The organism is Curtobacterium sp. MCBA15_012 (genome assembly GCF_001864935.2).
Taxonomy (GTDB): domain Bacteria; phylum Actinomycetota; class Actinomycetes; order Actinomycetales; family Microbacteriaceae; genus Curtobacterium.
The window spans coordinates 879368-894501 of sequence record NZ_CP126267.1 but is presented as its reverse complement, the minus strand read 5'-3'; the positions used below and the strand labels follow the sequence as shown (position 1 = coordinate 894501).

The 15134-nt window shown below is 72.9% G+C and carries 13 protein-coding genes; 4 read left to right on the top strand and 9 right to left on the bottom strand.

The annotated features are described in order from the left end of the window. Positions 1 to 24: 24 nt before the first annotated feature. From QOL15_RS04130 to QOL15_RS04120, 3 genes are read right to left on the bottom strand one after another with little or no spacing between them, the layout of a single operon-like run. Positions 25 to 1122 carry a Gfo/Idh/MocA family protein gene (locus QOL15_RS04130; RefSeq protein ID WP_083393803.1) on the bottom strand — a complete coding sequence of 366 codons (1098 nt, stop codon included), beginning with the start codon at positions 1120 to 1122 and terminating at the stop codon, positions 25 to 27. Next, positions 1107 to 1817 (bottom strand): ThuA domain-containing protein, encoded by a 711-nt coding sequence (locus tag QOL15_RS04125; RefSeq protein ID WP_071245440.1) that lies wholly within the window; start codon positions 1815 to 1817, stop codon positions 1107 to 1109. The genes QOL15_RS04130 and QOL15_RS04125 overlap by 16 nt, the downstream gene beginning before the upstream one ends. Further along, complete coding sequence (locus QOL15_RS04120) at positions 1814 to 2968, bottom strand: Gfo/Idh/MocA family protein (protein ID WP_139197270.1); 1155 nt, start codon at positions 2966 to 2968, stop codon at positions 1814 to 1816. The genes QOL15_RS04125 and QOL15_RS04120 overlap by 4 nt, the downstream gene beginning before the upstream one ends. Positions 2969 to 3108: 140 nt before the next feature. Between QOL15_RS04120 and xylA the strand changes: the two genes are divergently transcribed. The 3 genes from xylA (at position 3109) to QOL15_RS04105 (ending at position 6996) form a co-directional block, all read left to right on the top strand. Next, complete coding sequence (gene xylA / locus QOL15_RS04115; protein ID WP_065964051.1) at positions 3109 to 4302, top strand: xylose isomerase; 1194 nt, start codon at positions 3109 to 3111, stop codon at positions 4300 to 4302. Between the two features lie 56 nt (positions 4303 to 4358). Further along, a complete protein-coding gene (locus tag QOL15_RS04110; protein ID WP_083393802.1) occupies positions 4359 to 5855 on the top strand; it encodes an FGGY family carbohydrate kinase in 1497 nt (498 codons plus the stop codon). A 151-nt stretch (positions 5856 to 6006) separates the two neighbouring features. Further along, complete coding sequence (locus QOL15_RS04105) at positions 6007 to 6996, top strand: acetylxylan esterase (RefSeq protein WP_071245436.1); 990 nt, start codon at positions 6007 to 6009, stop codon at positions 6994 to 6996. A gap of 22 nt (positions 6997 to 7018) precedes the next feature. Here QOL15_RS04105 and QOL15_RS04100 read toward each other — a convergent pair whose 3' ends face one another. The 6 genes from QOL15_RS04100 to QOL15_RS04075 form a co-directional block, all read right to left on the bottom strand. After that, on the bottom strand, positions 7019 to 7591 hold the full coding sequence (locus tag QOL15_RS04100) for a TetR family transcriptional regulator (RefSeq protein ID WP_071245435.1): 573 nt from the start codon (positions 7589 to 7591) through the stop codon (positions 7019 to 7021). Positions 7592 to 7709: 118 nt separating this feature from the next. After that, entirely contained in the window at positions 7710 to 7880 is a 171-nt protein-coding gene (locus QOL15_RS04095) for a hypothetical protein (RefSeq protein WP_175473789.1), read from the bottom strand. A 96-nt stretch (positions 7881 to 7976) separates the two neighbouring features. Next, entirely contained in the window at positions 7977 to 10391 is a 2415-nt protein-coding gene (locus QOL15_RS04090) for a beta-glucosidase (protein WP_083393811.1), read from the bottom strand. A gap of 134 nt (positions 10392 to 10525) precedes the next feature. Further along, complete coding sequence (locus tag QOL15_RS04085; protein ID WP_065964066.1) at positions 10526 to 11401, bottom strand: carbohydrate ABC transporter permease; 876 nt, start codon at positions 11399 to 11401, stop codon at positions 10526 to 10528. Next, the gene (locus QOL15_RS04080; RefSeq protein WP_083230359.1) at positions 11398 to 12426 is read right to left on the bottom strand and encodes a carbohydrate ABC transporter permease; all 1029 of its coding nucleotides are present in this window, start codon (positions 12424 to 12426) and stop codon (positions 11398 to 11400) included. The genes QOL15_RS04085 and QOL15_RS04080 overlap by 4 nt, the downstream gene beginning before the upstream one ends. A gap of 8 nt (positions 12427 to 12434) precedes the next feature. Next, a complete protein-coding gene (locus QOL15_RS04075) occupies positions 12435 to 13730 on the bottom strand; it encodes an ABC transporter substrate-binding protein (RefSeq protein WP_065964069.1) in 1296 nt (431 codons plus the stop codon). Between the two features lie 162 nt (positions 13731 to 13892). Between QOL15_RS04075 and QOL15_RS04070 the strand changes: the two genes are divergently transcribed. Then, positions 13893 to 14921, top strand: coding sequence for a LacI family DNA-binding transcriptional regulator (locus QOL15_RS04070; RefSeq protein WP_071245431.1), 1029 nt, complete (start codon positions 13893 to 13895; stop codon positions 14919 to 14921). Positions 14922 to 15134: the final 213 nt, after the last annotated feature.

Here is a 15134-nt window from a genome sequence, read left to right as displayed (position 1 = left end):
GTCCTTCCTCGCGTGTGCGTCGGGTCACCAGGACCCCGGGGTGGCCCCGCCGGGCACGGTGTCGGGTCGGTCGACGCGCGACCGCACGTCGACCACGGTGTGCTCGCGGGCCGCGGTGGCCACCGCCTCCATCACCTCGAGCACGTGGAACGCGAGGTCGCCGGACGCCCGGTGCGGACGGTCGGTGGCGATCGCGTGCGCCATGTCGGCGAGGCCGTAGCCGCGACCGGCGTCGGCGTACCCGGCGCTCGTCGGCAGCTCGCGCCACTCGCGGGTGGCCGCGTCGGCGATCGACACCGCATCGGAGAACCGGTTCGGGTCGGGGACGCCGAGGGTGCCCGCGGTGCCGTACACCTCGAACAGCGGCGCCCGGGTGGCCCACACCTCGAACGACACCGTCAGCGTCGAGACCACGCCGTCGGCGTGCTCCAGGACCGCGACCACGTGCGTGTCGACGTCCACCCGGAGCGGTGTGCCCGAGGCGGGGCCGGTGCCGATGGTGCGCTCCCGGTCCGACCGCGTCGAGGCACCGCTCACCCGGACGACCGGCCCGAAGAACGACACCAGGCTCGTCAGGTAGTACGGCCCCATGTCGAGCAGCGGGCCGCCGCCGGGCTGGTAGTAGAACGCGGGCGCCGGGTGCCACAGCTCGTGTCCGGGCGCCGACCACGACACCGCGGCCCCGACCGGGGTGCCGATCGCACCGCTGTCGAGCGCGTGCCGGGCGGTCTGGATCCCGGTGCCGAGCACGGTGTCCGGCGCGCTGCCGACCCGCAGGCCGGAGCGTCGCGCCAGGTCGAGCACGGGCTGCGCCTCGGCCGTCGACGTCGCGAGCGGCTTCTCGCCGTACACGTGCTTGCCGGCCTCGAGCGCCCGCGTCGCGACCTCGGCGTGCGCGGCCGGGATCGTCAGGTTGAGCACGACGTCGACGTCGTCCGCGGCGATGAGCTCGTCGACGCTCGTGCCGCGCACGCCCTGGGCGGCCCCCACCGACCGTGCCCGGTCGACGTCGATGTCGGCGACCGCGGTCAGCTCGAGGCCGGGCAGCGCCGGGAAGTGCTCGAAGTACTGCTGGCTGATGACGCCGACCCCGACGACCCCGACCTTCATCGGCTCGCCCACAGGAGTCCCCTCTCGATGATCGTGCGGAGCGGCTGTGACCCGACGACCTCGAGCCGGTGTCCGGGTGCCGAGACGAACACACGTCCCTGCCCCCACTGCCGGGTCCAGATCGCCGGCGCGGTCACCGGGCGGTTCCAGGCGTCGAAGTCCCGGGCCTCCTGCGTGGTGGTCGCCAGCACGTCGTTGTACTCGTCGGAGAGCACCCAGTACTGCTCGGTCACGAGGTCGAAGTCCTCGATGCCCTGCGTGATCGGGTGCTCGTGCCCGGCCTCGGTGATGTGCACCGTGTACGGGATGTAGTTGTCGGACTGCTCGCCGGTGCGCTCGGACGGGTGCTTGCCCGCGTGGTGCGCGAACTGCCCGCCGACCATGTGCAGGTAGTCGGCGGTGTTGCGGAAGGCGTCCGCGATCCCGCCGTGCCACCCGGCGAGCCCGGCACCGCCGAGCACCGCCCGCTGCAGCCCCGCGAACTCGTCGTCGGCGATGGTCGACATCGTGACGACCTGGACGATCAGGTCGACGTCCGCCATGACCGACTCGTCGGCGTACACCGCGGTCGAGTCCGACACCCGGACGTCGAACCCGTGGTCGCGCAGGAACGGCACGAACAGGTCGGTGGTCTCGACCGGCATGTGCCCGTCCCAGCCGCCCCGGACGACCAGGGCCCGGCGCTGCTGCGTCTCGGTGGCGCTCATCGGATGGCCGTCCAGCTGCTGCCGTCGGCGGCGCTGCGCTCGACCGCGTCGAGGACGCGCTGCACGTGCAGTCCGTCCGCGAACGAGGGCGAGGGGTCGGTGCCGGCGACGATCGCGCGCACGAAGTCCGCGACCTGGTGGCTGAAGGTGTGCTCGTAGCCGATGAGGTGCCCGGTCGGCCACCACGCGGCCATGTACTCGTGCTCCGGCTCGGTGACGAGGATGCGGCGGAAGCCCTGCTCCCCCGCGGGCGCCGACGACTCGTACAGGCGCAGTTCGTTCATCGACTCGAGGTCGAACTGGATCGCGCCCTCGGAGCCGCTGACCTCGAGCGTCAGGCCGTTCTTCCGACCGGTCGCGTAGCGCGTGGCCTCGAACGAGCCGATCGCACCGTCGGCAGCGCCGCCGACGAGCCGACCGAGGAAGAACGCGGCGTCGTCGACCGTGACCTGCCCGCGCTCGCTCGACGCGGTGCCGGACAGTCCGACGCCCTCGGCCATGAGCGGGCGCTCGTGCACGAAGGTCTCGAGCGTGCCGGACACGGTCGACAGCTGTGCGCCCGTGACGTGCTCGACGAGGTCGATCGCGTGCGCGCCGATGTCGCCGAGCGAGCCGGAACCGGCGAGCGCCTTGTCGAGGCGCCACGTCATCGGGCCCTCGGCGTCGGCCAGCCAGTCCTGCAGGTAGAGCGCGCGGACCTGGCGGACGGTGCCGAGCCTCCCGTCCTGCACCAGCTGGCGTGCCAGCGCGATCGCGGGCACGCGACGGTAGCTGAACCCGACCATCGCGCGGACGCCGCGCGCGGCAGCGGCCGTGGCCGCGGCGGTCATCGCCTCGGCCTCCTCGACGGTGTTGGCGAGGGGCTTCTCGCAGAGCACGTGCTTGCCGGCCTCGAGCGCGGCGATCGCGACCTCGACGTGGGACGAGCCCGGCGACACGACGTCGACGACGTCGATCTCCGGGTCGGCGACCACCTGCCGCCAGTCGGTCGAGGCGGTCTGCCATCCGTACTTCGCGCGGGCGGCCTCCGCACGCTCGGCGTCGCGGCCGACGACCACGGCCATCTCGGGTTCGACCCCGAGGTCGAAGAACCTCGGTGCGGTCCGCCAGGCCTGGGAGTGCGCCGCCCCCATGAAGCCGTGTCCGACCATGGCGACCCGCAGTCGACCCGGTCCGTGTCCGTCCTGTGCCATCCACTCGCTCCTTTGCGATCCGGTGCTTGCCAGAGTCAACACTACCGCTTATGTTGGGCGCGGCAACATTTTGTTTCGACGACGAACGGTGATCCACCATGGCAACGACGCCCACCCGTGACGACAAGTTCTCCTTCGGTCTCTGGACCATCGGCTACAACGGCTCCGACCCGTTCGGCGGCCCCACCCGTCCCGCGCTGGACGTGGTCGAGGCGGTCGAGAAGCTCGACGAGCTCGGTGCCTACGGCCTGACCTTCCACGACGACGACCTGTTCGCGTTCGGCTCGACCGACGCCGAGCGCCAGACGCAGATCGACCGCCTCAAGGGCGCGCTCGACGCGACCGGGGTCATCGTCCCGATGGTCACCACCAACCTGTTCTCGGCGCCGGTCTTCAAGGACGGCGGCTTCACCTCGAACGACCGTCAGGTCCGCCGGTTCGCGCTCCGCAAGGTGCTCCGCAACCTCGACCTCGCCGCCGAGCTCGGCGCGAAGACCTTCGTCATGTGGGGCGGCCGCGAGGGCTCGGAGTACGACTCCGCCAAGGACGTGCAGGCCGCACTCGAGCGATACCGCGAGGCCGTCAACCTGCTCGCCCAGTACGTCACCGACAAGGGCTACGACATCCGCTTCGCCATCGAGCCGAAGCCGAACGAGCCCCGCGGCGACATCCTCCTGCCGACCCTCGGCCACGCGATCGCGTTCACCGAGACGCTCGAGCGTCCGGAGCTGTTCGGCATCAACCCCGAGGTCGGCCACGAGCAGATGGCGGGCCTGAACTTCACCGCCGGCATCGCCCAGGCGCTGTACCAGGGCAAGCTCTTCCACATCGACCTCAACGGCCAGCGCGGCATCAAGTACGACCAGGACCTGGTGTTCGGCCACGGCGACCTGCAGAACGCGTTCTCGCTCGTCGACCTGCTCGAGCACGGCTCCCCCCAGGGCGGCCCGGCGTACGACGGCCCGCGCCACTTCGACTACAAGCCCTCGCGCACCGAGGACATCACGGGCGTGTGGGACTCGGCGAAGGCGAACATGCGCATGTACCTGCTCCTCAAGGAGCGCGCGCAGGCGTTCCGCGCCGACCCCGAGGTGCAGGCAGCCCTGTCTGCCGCGAAGGTCGACGAACTGAGCACCCCGACGCTGAACAGCGGCGAGTCGTACGACGACTTCCTGGCCGACCGCTCCGCCTACGAGGAGTTCGACGCCGACGCGTACTTCGGCGGCAAGGGCTTCGGCTTCGTGCGCCTGCAGCAGCTCGCCATGGAGCACCTCATGGGCGCGCGGAATTGAGTGCAGACGCGCCACCGGCTGCATTCCGCGCGCTGAGGCGGCCTGCCGCCGAAGGGTTGAGCCAGCAGCTGGTCGCAGGGGTCGACTCGTCGACCCAGTCCTGCAAGGTCACGATCCGTGACGCGGCGACCGGCGCGGTCGTCCGGGAGGGGCGCGCGTCCCACCCGGACGGCACGTCCGTCGACCCCCGCCACTGGTGGGACGCGCTCGGCGCCGCGATCGCGGACGCCGGCGGCTTCGACGACGTCGCGGCGGTCGCGGTCGCCGGGCAGCAGCACGGCATGGTCGCGCTGGACGCGGAGGGGCACGTCGTCCGCGACGCGCTGCTCTGGAACGACGTCCGCAGCGCCGACGCGGCCGCGCAGATGGTCGAGGAGCTCGGCCGGGAGGCATGGGTCGCCCGCACGGGTCTGGTCCCGGTGGCCTCGTTCACCGGCACGAAGCTGCGCTGGCTCCGCGACGCCGAACCGGAGCACGCCGGCCGCGTCGCGGCCGTCGTGCTCCCCCACGACTGGCTGTCGTGGCGGCTGCGCGGGTACGGCCCGGCGGACGAGAGCCCGCTCGGCCCGGACCTCGACGCCCTCGCGACCGACGGTTCGGACGCCAGCGGCACCGGCTACTGGGACCCGGTGCGGCGGGAGTACGACGGCGAGCTGTTCGAGGCCGCGCTCGGCCGTGGCCTGCGGGTCGCGTCCGGCTCGGTCAGCGCGGGCAGCGCGGGCAGCGCGGCCGACGCGGTCGTGGTGCCGCGGGTCGTCGCGCCCGACGAGGCGATGGGCGCGCTGGCGTCCGACGTCACGCTGCCGGGCGGCGCCGTCGCCCGTGCCGGACTCCTCGTCGGCCCGGGACTCGGCGACAACGCCGGGGCAGCGCTCGGCCTCGGACTGGGCCCGGGTGACGTCGCGGTGTCCCTCGGCACGAGCGGCACCGTCTTCGGGGTCACCGACACCGAGGTGACGGACCCGAGCGGGACCGTGGCGGGCTTCGCCGACGGGACCGGGTCGCGCCTCCCGATCGTCACGACGCTCAACGCGGCCCGCGTGCTCGAGGTGGTGGGCGGCCTGCTCGGCGTCGACCACGGCGAGCTCGGCGAGCTGGCGCTGCAGGCGCCGGCGGGTGCGGACGGCCTCGTGCTCGTGCCGTACTTCGTCGGCGAGCGCACGCCGAACCGTCCGGACGCGACCGCCTCGCTGCTCGGGATGACCCCGGCGACCACAGACCGGGCGCACCTCGCCCGTGCCGCCGTCGAGGGCATGCTGTGCGCGCTCGCGGACGGCCTGGCGGCGGTCGAGGACACCGGTGTCACGGTGTCACGCCTGCTGCTCATCGGCGGGGCCGCGCGGAACGAGGCCGTCCGGGCCGTCGCCGCGCAGGTGTTCGGACGCGACGTGTCGGTCCCGGAACCGGGCGAGTACGTCGCCGCCGGTGCCGCCCGGCAGGCCGCCTGGGTGCTCACGGGTGCCCTGCCGTCCTGGGAGGTCTCGGCGACGCTCGTCCCCGCAGACCCGCGCCTCGAGGTCCTCGAGCAGTACCGCACCCACGCGCTGCGCTGACGCGCGCCCGGCGCGCCCCGCGCGCCCCGCGCGCCCCGCGCGCACCTGATGGAATCGGGCGTACCCGGTCGGACGGATCGACCGGGTACGCCCGATCCGTGCCGGTACGCCAGATCCGTGCCGGTCCCACCCGATCCCCCGGAGGAACCCCGTGCCGCGCACCGACCTGCCCCTCGACCAGCTCCGCACCCACCGCCCCTCGGTGCGGCGTCCGGCCGACTTCGACGCCTTCTGGGCGGACACGATCGCCGAGGCCCGGGCAGCAGGAGCCGGCACCGCGCCCGTGACGACCCCGGCCGCGACGCCGGTGACCGCCCTCGACGTGCAGGACCTGACGTTCCCGGGCTTCGGCGGCGACCCCGTCCGCGCGTGGGTCTCGCGGCCCGCGGGCACCGCCGACCAGGACCTGCCCGTCGTGGTCGAGTTCCTCGGGTACGGCGGCGGCCGCGGCCTGCCCGGCGAACGGGTGTCCTGGGCGCTCGCGGGCTTCGTGCACGTCGTGATGGACACGCGCGGGCAGGGCAGCGGCTGGGGCTCCGGCGGCGACACCCCCGACCCGCACGGCTCCGTGCCGCACGTCGGCGGGTGGATGGCGAGCGGGGTCGACGCCCCGGCGAACCACTACTACCGCCGGGTCTTCACCGACGCGGTACGGCTCGTCGAGGCGGTCCGCACGCTCCCCGGCGTCGACGCCGACCGGGTCGCGCTCACCGGCGGCAGCCAGGGTGGCGGGATCACCCTCGCCGCCGCGGCCCTGGTGGAGGCGCACGTCGGCCCCCTCGTCGCGGTGCTGCCCGACGTCGCGTTCCTGTGCGACTGGGAGCACGGCACCGACGTCGCGGTCGGCGGCCCCTACCTCGAACTCGCCACGTACCTGTCCGTCCACCGCGACGACGCCGACCGGGTCTGGGACACGGTCGCGTACTTCGACGGCGTGCACTTCGCCGAGCGCATCACCGCGCCCGCACTGTTCTCGGTGGCGCTCATGGACGACGTCGTGCCGCCGCGGACGACCTTCGCGGCGTACAACGCGCTCGGCTCGACCGACCACGAGATCGCCGTGTACCCGTACAACGGCCACGAGGGCGGCGGCTTCCGCCACTGGGAGCGCCAGGTGGCGTTCCTGCGCGAGCGCCTCTGACGGGACGGGCGTCCCCGACGGCTCAGCGCCCGAGCAGCTGTGCGACCGCGTCCACGACGACCTGGCGGCGGCGCGCGGCCACCACGGCCGACACCGTGCCGGTCGCCTCGGGCGGCAGCGTCGCCCAGACCCCGGCGAGCTGCAGCACGAGCGCGAACAGCACCGCCGGCCGGAACGACCGCGGCAGCACCCCGGCACGCTGCGCACGCTCGACCTCGGCGACCGCGGCCTCGTGGCGCTCGACGAGCGCGGGCACGACGGCGTCCGCGCGCTCGAGCCGCTGCCAGGTCGCGAGGCGTGCGATCCACGGCCGCTCGACGAGCGCGTCGTGGAGCCGTCCCGCCCACGCGGGCAGGTCGTCGGTGTCGAGCGGCACGGCGTCGTGCAGCCCACCGAGCTCCTGCACGAGGAGCGCGTCGAACAGCCCCTCCTTGCCGCCGAAGTAGTGGAAGACCTGCGCCTTGTTGCTGTCCGCCGCGGCCGCGAGCCGCTCGACGCGACCCCCCGTCAGGCCGAGGGCGGCGAACTCGTCGCGGGCGGCTTCCAGGATGCGTGCGCGCATCGCGTCGGCGGCAGGGGGCGTGAAGCGGGCCATGCCACCACGGTACCGACCCGACGGACGGTCGCCGTCGCGACGTGGTGACCGGACGACGAACGGGAGGCCCGTGGCGGCGTGGCCACAGGCCTCCCGTTCCGTCGTGTGGTCGCGTCCGCTACTCGGCGGCGTCGTCCTCTTCGGGGTTGAAGTGCGAGTCGTCCCCGACGAAGCCGGCGGCGACGCCCTCCGGGTGGTCGGGGATCGTGCCGTCCTCGCCGAGGCCGTCGGGCTTCGGCGTGCCCTCGGGGTCGTTGGTCGGTTCGCGGGTGACGTCGGCGTCGGACATGGCGTGCTCCTTCAGCTGAGGGGTCTCACACGCTACTCACGCTCCCCGGGGACGAGCGGTGGGGTGCGTGGAGCGGCCGGAGCGCGGCGGGTGGCGTCAGACGCGCGCCCAGGTGACCACCCGCCGGTCGGCGAGGGACACCTCGCGGACCGGACCGGTCACCCGCACGACCGCACGGTCCGTCGTCGAGCCGGGGACCTCGTACCGGACCGGCCCGTCGCCGGACGCGACGATCCCACCCGTCGGCACCGGGCCTCCCGGCCGGGACGCGGCCGCGTCGGACGCGACCCAGACCTGCACGTCGCCCGGTTCGACCACCTTGCGCATCGCGCGGTCGGTGAAGCCGAACCGCTGCACCGGCACGTCGAAGCGGACCCGGGCGGACGCCCCCGCGGCGAGTGCGACGCGTGCGTAGCCGAGCAGCTGCACGACCGGACGCGTGACCGACGCCTGGACGTCGTGCCCGTAGAGCTGCACGACCTCCGCGCCGTCGCGTGTCCCCGTGTTCCGGACCGTGACCGTCGCCGCGAACGCCCCGTCCGTGGTGACCGTGTCGTCGACCACCAGGTCCTCGTACGCGAAGGACGTGTACGTCAGGCCGAAGCCGAACGGTCGGACCGGCGTCGAGTCGGTCGCGGTGACGTCCGACGGACCGCCGAGCCGCGGGTGCAGGTACGAGTACGGCTGCGCCCCGGCCGAGCGCGGCAGCGACACGGGCAGGCGCCCGGACGGTTCCGCGCGACCGGTGAGCAGGTCGGCGATCGCGAGGCCGCCGCCCTCCCCGGGGAAGAACGCCTGGACGACCGCGGCCGGCTTCGGCTGGTCCCCGTCGAGGGCCCAGCCGATCGCGTACGGGCGCCCGGTGAGCAGCACGACGACCGTGGGGGTGCCGGTGGCGACGACGGCCTCGACGAGCTCGCGCTGCACGCCGGGCAGGTCGAGCGACTCGGAGTCGTTGCCCTCCCCCACCGTGCCGCGTCCGAACAGGCCGGCCTGGTCGCCCACGACGACGACCGCGACGGCGGCGTCCTGTGCGGCGGCCACGGCGTCGGCGAACCCGGAGCGGTCGTCGCCCTCGACCTCGGCGCCCGGTGCGTACCGGACGGCGTCGTCGCCGAGGACGTCCCGCAGGGCCTCGAGGACGGTCGGGATCGCGAAGCCGAGCGGCAGGCCGGGGTGCGTCGCGAGCACGTGGTTCGCGAAGGAGTAGCAGCCCTGCAGGGCCTCCGCGCGGTGGGCGTTCGGGCCGATCACCGCGACGGGGCCCCGCGGGGCGGCAGCGGTGTCGGCGGCGTTGCTGGTACCGGTGGTGGTGTCGGCCCCGCGACCGGCGTCGCCGTCGCCGCCGTCGCCGGCGGCGACGGCGGGACCGAGCGGCAGGACGCCGTCGTTCGACAACAGCACGAGCGACTCCGCCGCGAGCCGACGGGCCAGCGCCTGGTGCTCCGGCGAGTCGAGGTCGATCCCCGTGGGGGGCTCCCCCGTGAACGCGTCCGGTTCGAGCAGGCCGAGCCGCTCCTTCTGCCGGAGCACGCGCAGCACGGCACGGTCCACGAGTGCCTCGTCGACCTCGCCGCTCCGCACCCGCTCGACGAGGGGGGCGAGGTACGCGTCGCCGGTCGGCAGCTCGACGTCGATCCCGGCCGTGAGGGCCATCGCCGCCGCCTCGCCGCGGTCCCGGGCCACGCCGTGCATGACCTCGAGGAACGCGACCGAGAAGTAGTCCGCGACGACGGTGCCGTCGAAGCCGAGCCGACCACGGAGCAGGTCGGTGAGCAGCGCGGGGTCCGCGGCGACGGGCACGCCGTCCACCTCGGCGTAGGAGTTCATCACGCTGCGGGCGCCGCCGTCGAGCAGCGCCATCTCGAACGGCGGCAGGAACACGTCCGCCACCTCGCGCGGTCCGGCGTGCACGGGTGCGTGGTTCCGACCGGCACGTGAGGCCGAGTAGCCGAGGAAGTGCTTGAGGGTCGCGTCGACCCCGGCGCTCTGCACCCCGCGCACGTAGGCGGTGCCGACCGTCCCGACGAGGTACGGGTCCTCGCCGATGCACTCGTCGACCCGTCCCCAGCGGGGGTCGCGGACGACGTCGAGCACGGGCGCGAGGCCCTGGTGCACGCCGAGCTCGCGCATCGACCGGCCGATGACCGCGCCGACCTGCTCGACGAGCTCCGGGTCGAAGGACGCGCCCCAGGCCAGCGGCGTCGGGAACGTCGCGGCCTGCCACGCGGCGAGCCCGGTGAGGCACTCCTCGTGCACGAGCGCGGGGATCCCGAGCCGGGTCTCGCGCTGCAGGCGGCGCTGTTCCGCCCACAGCCACGCGGCCCGCTCGTCCGGTTCGACCGGCCGGGTGCCGTACACGCGGGTGTACTGCCCGAGGCCGTGACGCGTGGTCTCGGCGAGGGTCTGCCCGTCCTGCGCGGCCGCCATCTCGCCCTGCATGGGGGCGACGACGCCGTTCTGGTCGAGCCAGTAGCCGACGAGCTGCGCCGTCTTCTCCTCGAGGGTCATCGCGGCCAGCAGCGCGGTCGCGCGGTCGGGGGCCGTCGCGTCGTCGACGCGGGTGGCGTCGGACGGGAGGCGCGTGGCGGCGCCGCCACGGGCCTCCCGTCCGTCGGTCGGGTGCGTGGTCGAGTCGAGCGTCGTCACCCCTTCACCGCCCCGGTCAGGCCGCCCACGATGCGGCGCTGGAACACCGCGAAGAAGACGAGCGCGGGGATCATCGACAGCGACGTGAACGCGAGCACGCGGGCGGTGTCGACCGAGTACTGGGACGAGAACGCCTGCACGCCGAGGGGCAGCGTGTACGCCGACGAGTCGTTGAGGATGAACAGCGGCAGCAGGTAGCTGTTCCAGCTCCCGATGAAGGCCAGGATGCCGACCGTGACGACACCGGGCAGCGACAGCGGGACGACCATGCGGAAGAAGAACCCGAGCCGGCTGGCACCGTCGATGGCGGCCGCCTCCTCGAGCTCGTCGGGGATCGCCTTGAGGAACGGCACGAGGATGATCACCGTCGTCGGCAGCGCGAACGCGATCTGCGGCAGGATCACCCCGGCCAGGTTGTTCGTCAGACCGAGGTCCTTGACGAGCAGGTACAGCGGCGTGATCGCGACCGTGATCGGGAACATGAGTCCCGCGGCGAAGAGCGCGTAGAGCGCTCCGCTGCCGCGGAAGCGGTAGCGGGCGAGGACGAAGCTCACCATGAGCCCGAGCACGACGACGCCGACGGTCGTCGTGACGCCCGCCACCACCGAGTTGCCGAGCTGCTGCCAGAAGACGCCGCTCGACAGGACGTCGAGGTAGTTGCCGACGTTCCACGGTGCGGGCAGACCGGCCGGGCTCGCCGTGATCTGCGCGTTGGTCCGGAACCCACCGAGCACGATGTACGCGACCGGACCGATGCACACCGCGATGAACAGCAGCGCGATGAAGTACGTGCCGAGGTTGCGCTCGCGCCCGACGGGCCCGGAGTCGCGCGGACGGCGGCGCGGTGCGACGAGGGAGGCGGTGGCGGTCATCGGGTGGCCTTCTCGGTGAGGGCGCCGGCGGTGTCGCGGCGCAGGACGAACCGCTGGTAGACGAGGGCCACGACCAGCGAGATGAGGAAGATCACCACGGCGACGGCGTTGCCGTACCCGTAGTTGCCGGAGAGCCGGCCGTTCGCGACCATGTACGTCGCCATCGTCGAGGTCCCCGCGGTCGAGGCGATGTACTGCCCCCAGATGATGTAGACGAGGTCGAACAGCTGGAGCGATCCGATGATGGACAGGAACGCCCAGATGCGGATGGTCGGGCCGAGCAGCGGCAGCGTGATGCGGCGCTGGATCTGCCAGTAGCCGGCGCCGTCGAGCTGGGCGGCCTCGAACAGCTCCTCCGGGATGCTCTGCAGGCCGGCGAGGAACAGGATCACCGCGAAGCCGATGTACTTCCACGAGATGATCGCCAGCAGCGTCCAGAGCGCGATGTCCGGGTTCGACAACCAGTCGGCGCGCAACGCCCCGAGGCCGACGGACTGGAGCAGGTCGTTCACGGCGCCGCTCGACTGGAGCATCAGGCTCCACCCGGTGCCGACGATCACCTCGGAGATGACGTACGGCACGAAGATGAGCACGCGGATCAGGCCCCGGCCGCGGATCCGCTGGTTGAGCAGGAGCGCCAGGATGATCGCGATCGGCCCCTGCACGACGAGCGAGCCGATGACGATGAACAGGTTGTGCCACAGCACGCCCCGGAAGTCCGGGTCGGTGAAGATCACCGTGTAGTTCTGCAGGCCGACGAAGTCGGTGGGGGTGCCGTAGCCCTGCCACTTGTAGAAGCCGTAGTACGCGGCGAGCACCACGGGCAGGATGACGAACCCGACGAACATGATCGTCGCGGGTCCGGCGAGCAGGGCGATCTCGACCCGCTTGCGGACGTCGGCGGCCGGCTTCGCGCGGCCCCGGCCGGCCGGGGCCGACGGCGTACCGTCGACCCCGGTCAGGTCCTTCCCCGTGTCCGTCCGCGCACCGGGGCGGGACGGACGGGGGGCGACTGAAGTGGCCATCGGTCGGGTCAGCCCTTCGCCGCGGCCTGGTTGACGGTCTTGACGATGTCCGCCACGTCACCCTTGCCGGCGAGCAGGTTCACGACGCTCGTGTTCAGCGCGTTGCCGACGTTCTGGCCGTAGAGCGTGTCGAGGTAGTTCGACACGTACGGGGCCTTGTTGTAGGCGGCGAGGACGCTCTTCAGGTAGGGCTCGGTGACGACGGACTGCGCCGACTCGTTCGCCGGGATCGCGTTGAACGCCTTGTAGTAGGCCTCCTGCACGGGCTTCTCGGTCATGTAGTTGAGGAACTCCGTGCACTCCTTCTTCGGCGCCTCGGCCGAGCACGAGTACCCGTCGACCGCACCCATCATCGATCCCGGGGCGCCCTTGCCGCCGGAGACCTCCGGGAACGGGAAGAAGCCGAGGTCGGCGAGCGGCTTGCCGTCCGGGGTGAGCGAGGAGATCACACCCGGGTCCCACGCACCCATGAGCTCCATCGCAGCCTTGTGGTTCGCGACGAGGCCGGCCGAGCTGCCGGCGCCCTGCTGGGCGGCCGTGGTGAGGAAGCCGTCGTTGAACGGCTTCGTGTCGAAGAACGCCTTCGTGTCCTCGCCGGCCGCCTTCCAGCAGCTGTCGGTGAACTTCAGGTCCTTGGCGGTGTCGTTCAGCGTCGAAGCGCTGCAGGCGCGGAGCGCGAAGTTGTAGTACCAGTGCGCGGCCGGCCAGGCGTCCTTCGCGCCGACGGCGACCGGCTGGATGCCCGCGGCCTTGAGCTTGGCGATGTCGGCGTTCAGCTCGTCCATCGTGGTGGGGGTGCCCTCGATGCCGGCCTGCTTGAAGAGGTCCTGGCTGTACCAGATGCCCTCGGGGTTGACGTCGACGGGCATCGCGTAGGTCTTGCCGTCGAGCTCGTAGCCCTTGAACGCACCGGCGCTGATCTCGGTCTTGGCGTTCTTCCCGATCGAGCCGGAGATGTCCATGAGCTGCCCGGCCTTGGCCATCGCGGCCATCTTGCCGCCGCCGCGCTGCAGGAACACGTCCGGGGCTGACCCGGAGTTCAGCGCCGTCTGCAGCTTGCCGTCCAGGTCCTCGTTCTGGATCGCCTGGATCTTGATCGTCACGTTCGGGTGGGACTTCTCGAACGCCGCGACGGTGTCCTGCCAGAAGGCCTTGCCCGGTCCCGTGGTCGAGTTGTGCCAGAAGGTCATCGTGACCTTCCCGTTGCTGTCTGCCGCGTTGCCGCCCGCGGAACAGCCCGCTGCGGTGAGTGCGGTGGCCCCGATCAGCGCGATGGCTGCGGCGGCCCGGATCTTCCTCGTCATCGTGGAACTCCTGGTGTGTCGTCGTCGTTGACAGGCGCGACATCGAATGCCGCTGCGGAGAGCGTGCCAGGTGCTCGCGGTGCTTGTCAATCGTTATCGATAACGTTTTCTATCCGTGATTCGGACCCCGTCACCGGCCCTCTGCGGCGGTACGGTGAGCACATGCAGACCGTCCTCGACACCCCGCCCGGGCCGGGCCGGGTCACGATCGCGGACGTCGCGCGCGCCGCCGGGGTCTCGATCCCGACGGTCTCGAAGGTGATCAACAACCGCGACGGTGTGGCCCAGGCGACGATCGTCCGCGTGCAGGAGGTCGTCGAGCGCCTGGGCTACGAGACGTCCCTCGTCGCCCGGAGCCTGCGCAGCTCCCGGACGAACGTGATCGGCATCCTCGTGACCGAGTTCGAGCCGTTCTCCACCGAGCTCCTCCGCGGGGTCTCGGCAGCGACGACCGGCACCGGGTACGAGCTGCTCGCCTACGCCGGTCTGCTCACCGGGTCGAGCCGACCGGGGTGGGAGCGGCGTTCGCTCTCGCGTCTGTCCGGCACCCTGATCGACGGTGCGATCGTGGTCACGCCGTCCGTCGCGCTCTCCGGGGCGTCGATCCCCGTCGTCGCCATCGACCCGCACACCGGGCCGGAGGGACACGCCACCGTCGACACCGACAACGCGGCGGGCGCCCGGCAGGCCGTCGACCACCTGCTCGGCCTCGGCCACACCCGGATCGCCCACCTGAGGGGCCGCGGCGACCTCGCATCGTCGCAGCTGCGCGAGGCGGGGTACCGGTCGGCCCTGGCGGCGGCCGGGATCCCCGTCGACGAGCAGCTCGTCCGAGCCGGCGACTACCAGGAGGAGCGCTCGGCCGCGGTCGCGCACGACCTGCTCACCCTGGCCGACCGTCCGACCGCGGTGTTCGCGGCGAACGACTCCTCGGCGATCGGCGTCATGCACGCCGCCGAGGCGCTCGGGCTCCGCGTCCCCGAGGACCTGTCGGTCGTGGGGTTCGACGACGTCCCGCAGGCCTCCACGACCACGCCGCCGCTGACCACGGTCGCGCAGCCGCTGGTCGACCTCGGCGCGAGTGCCGTGTCGATGCTGCTCGGCATGCTCCGCGGCGAGCCCACGAGCGACCACGTCCGCCTGCCCACGACCCTGCGCGTGCGGAGCACCACGGCGCCCGTCCCGCGCTGAGGCGCGGCCGGGCCGGCCCCGGCCGGCGCCGCGCGGGCCGACGCCGCGCGGGCCGACGCCGCGCGGCCGGCACCGGCCGACGCCGCGCGGCCGGCGCCGGCCGGCCTGCCGCTCCGCACAACGGAAAGCAGTTCGCACCACGGAATCCCGTGGCGCGACGTGCCTTCCGTGGTGCGCGAGCACGGCGCGCCACGGCGCGCGGGGCGCGGGGCG

What these genes read in the sequence shown, in the direction of transcription:
- QOL15_RS04125 (WP_071245440.1), bottom strand. Translation starts at nt 1,817, where the DNA reads ATGAGCGCCACCGAGACGCAGCAGCGCCGGGCCCTGGTCGTCCGGGGC.
- QOL15_RS04080 (WP_083230359.1), bottom strand. Translation starts at nt 12,426, where the DNA reads ATGGCCACTTCAGTCGCCCCCCGTCCGTCCCGCCCCGGTGCGCGGACG.
- QOL15_RS04075 (WP_065964069.1), bottom strand. Translation starts at nt 13,730, where the DNA reads ATGACGAGGAAGATCCGGGCCGCCGCAGCCATCGCGCTGATCGGGGCC.
- QOL15_RS04100 (WP_071245435.1), bottom strand. Translation starts at nt 7,591, where the DNA reads ATGGCCCGCTTCACGCCCCCTGCCGCCGACGCGATGCGCGCACGCATC.
- QOL15_RS04085 (WP_065964066.1), bottom strand. Translation starts at nt 11,401, where the DNA reads ATGACCGCCACCGCCTCCCTCGTCGCACCGCGCCGCCGTCCGCGCGAC.
- QOL15_RS04090 (WP_083393811.1), bottom strand. Translation starts at nt 10,391, where the DNA reads ATGACCCTCGAGGAGAAGACGGCGCAGCTCGTCGGCTACTGGCTCGAC.
- QOL15_RS04120 (WP_139197270.1), bottom strand. Translation starts at nt 2,968, where the DNA reads ATGGTCGGACACGGCTTCATGGGGGCGGCGCACTCCCAGGCCTGGCGG.
- xylA (WP_065964051.1), top strand. Translation starts at nt 3,109, where the DNA reads ATGGCAACGACGCCCACCCGTGACGACAAGTTCTCCTTCGGTCTCTGG.
- QOL15_RS04070 (WP_071245431.1), top strand. Translation starts at nt 13,893, where the DNA reads ATGCAGACCGTCCTCGACACCCCGCCCGGGCCGGGCCGGGTCACGATC.
- QOL15_RS04095 (WP_175473789.1), bottom strand. Translation starts at nt 7,880, where the DNA reads ATGTCCGACGCCGACGTCACCCGCGAACCGACCAACGACCCCGAGGGC.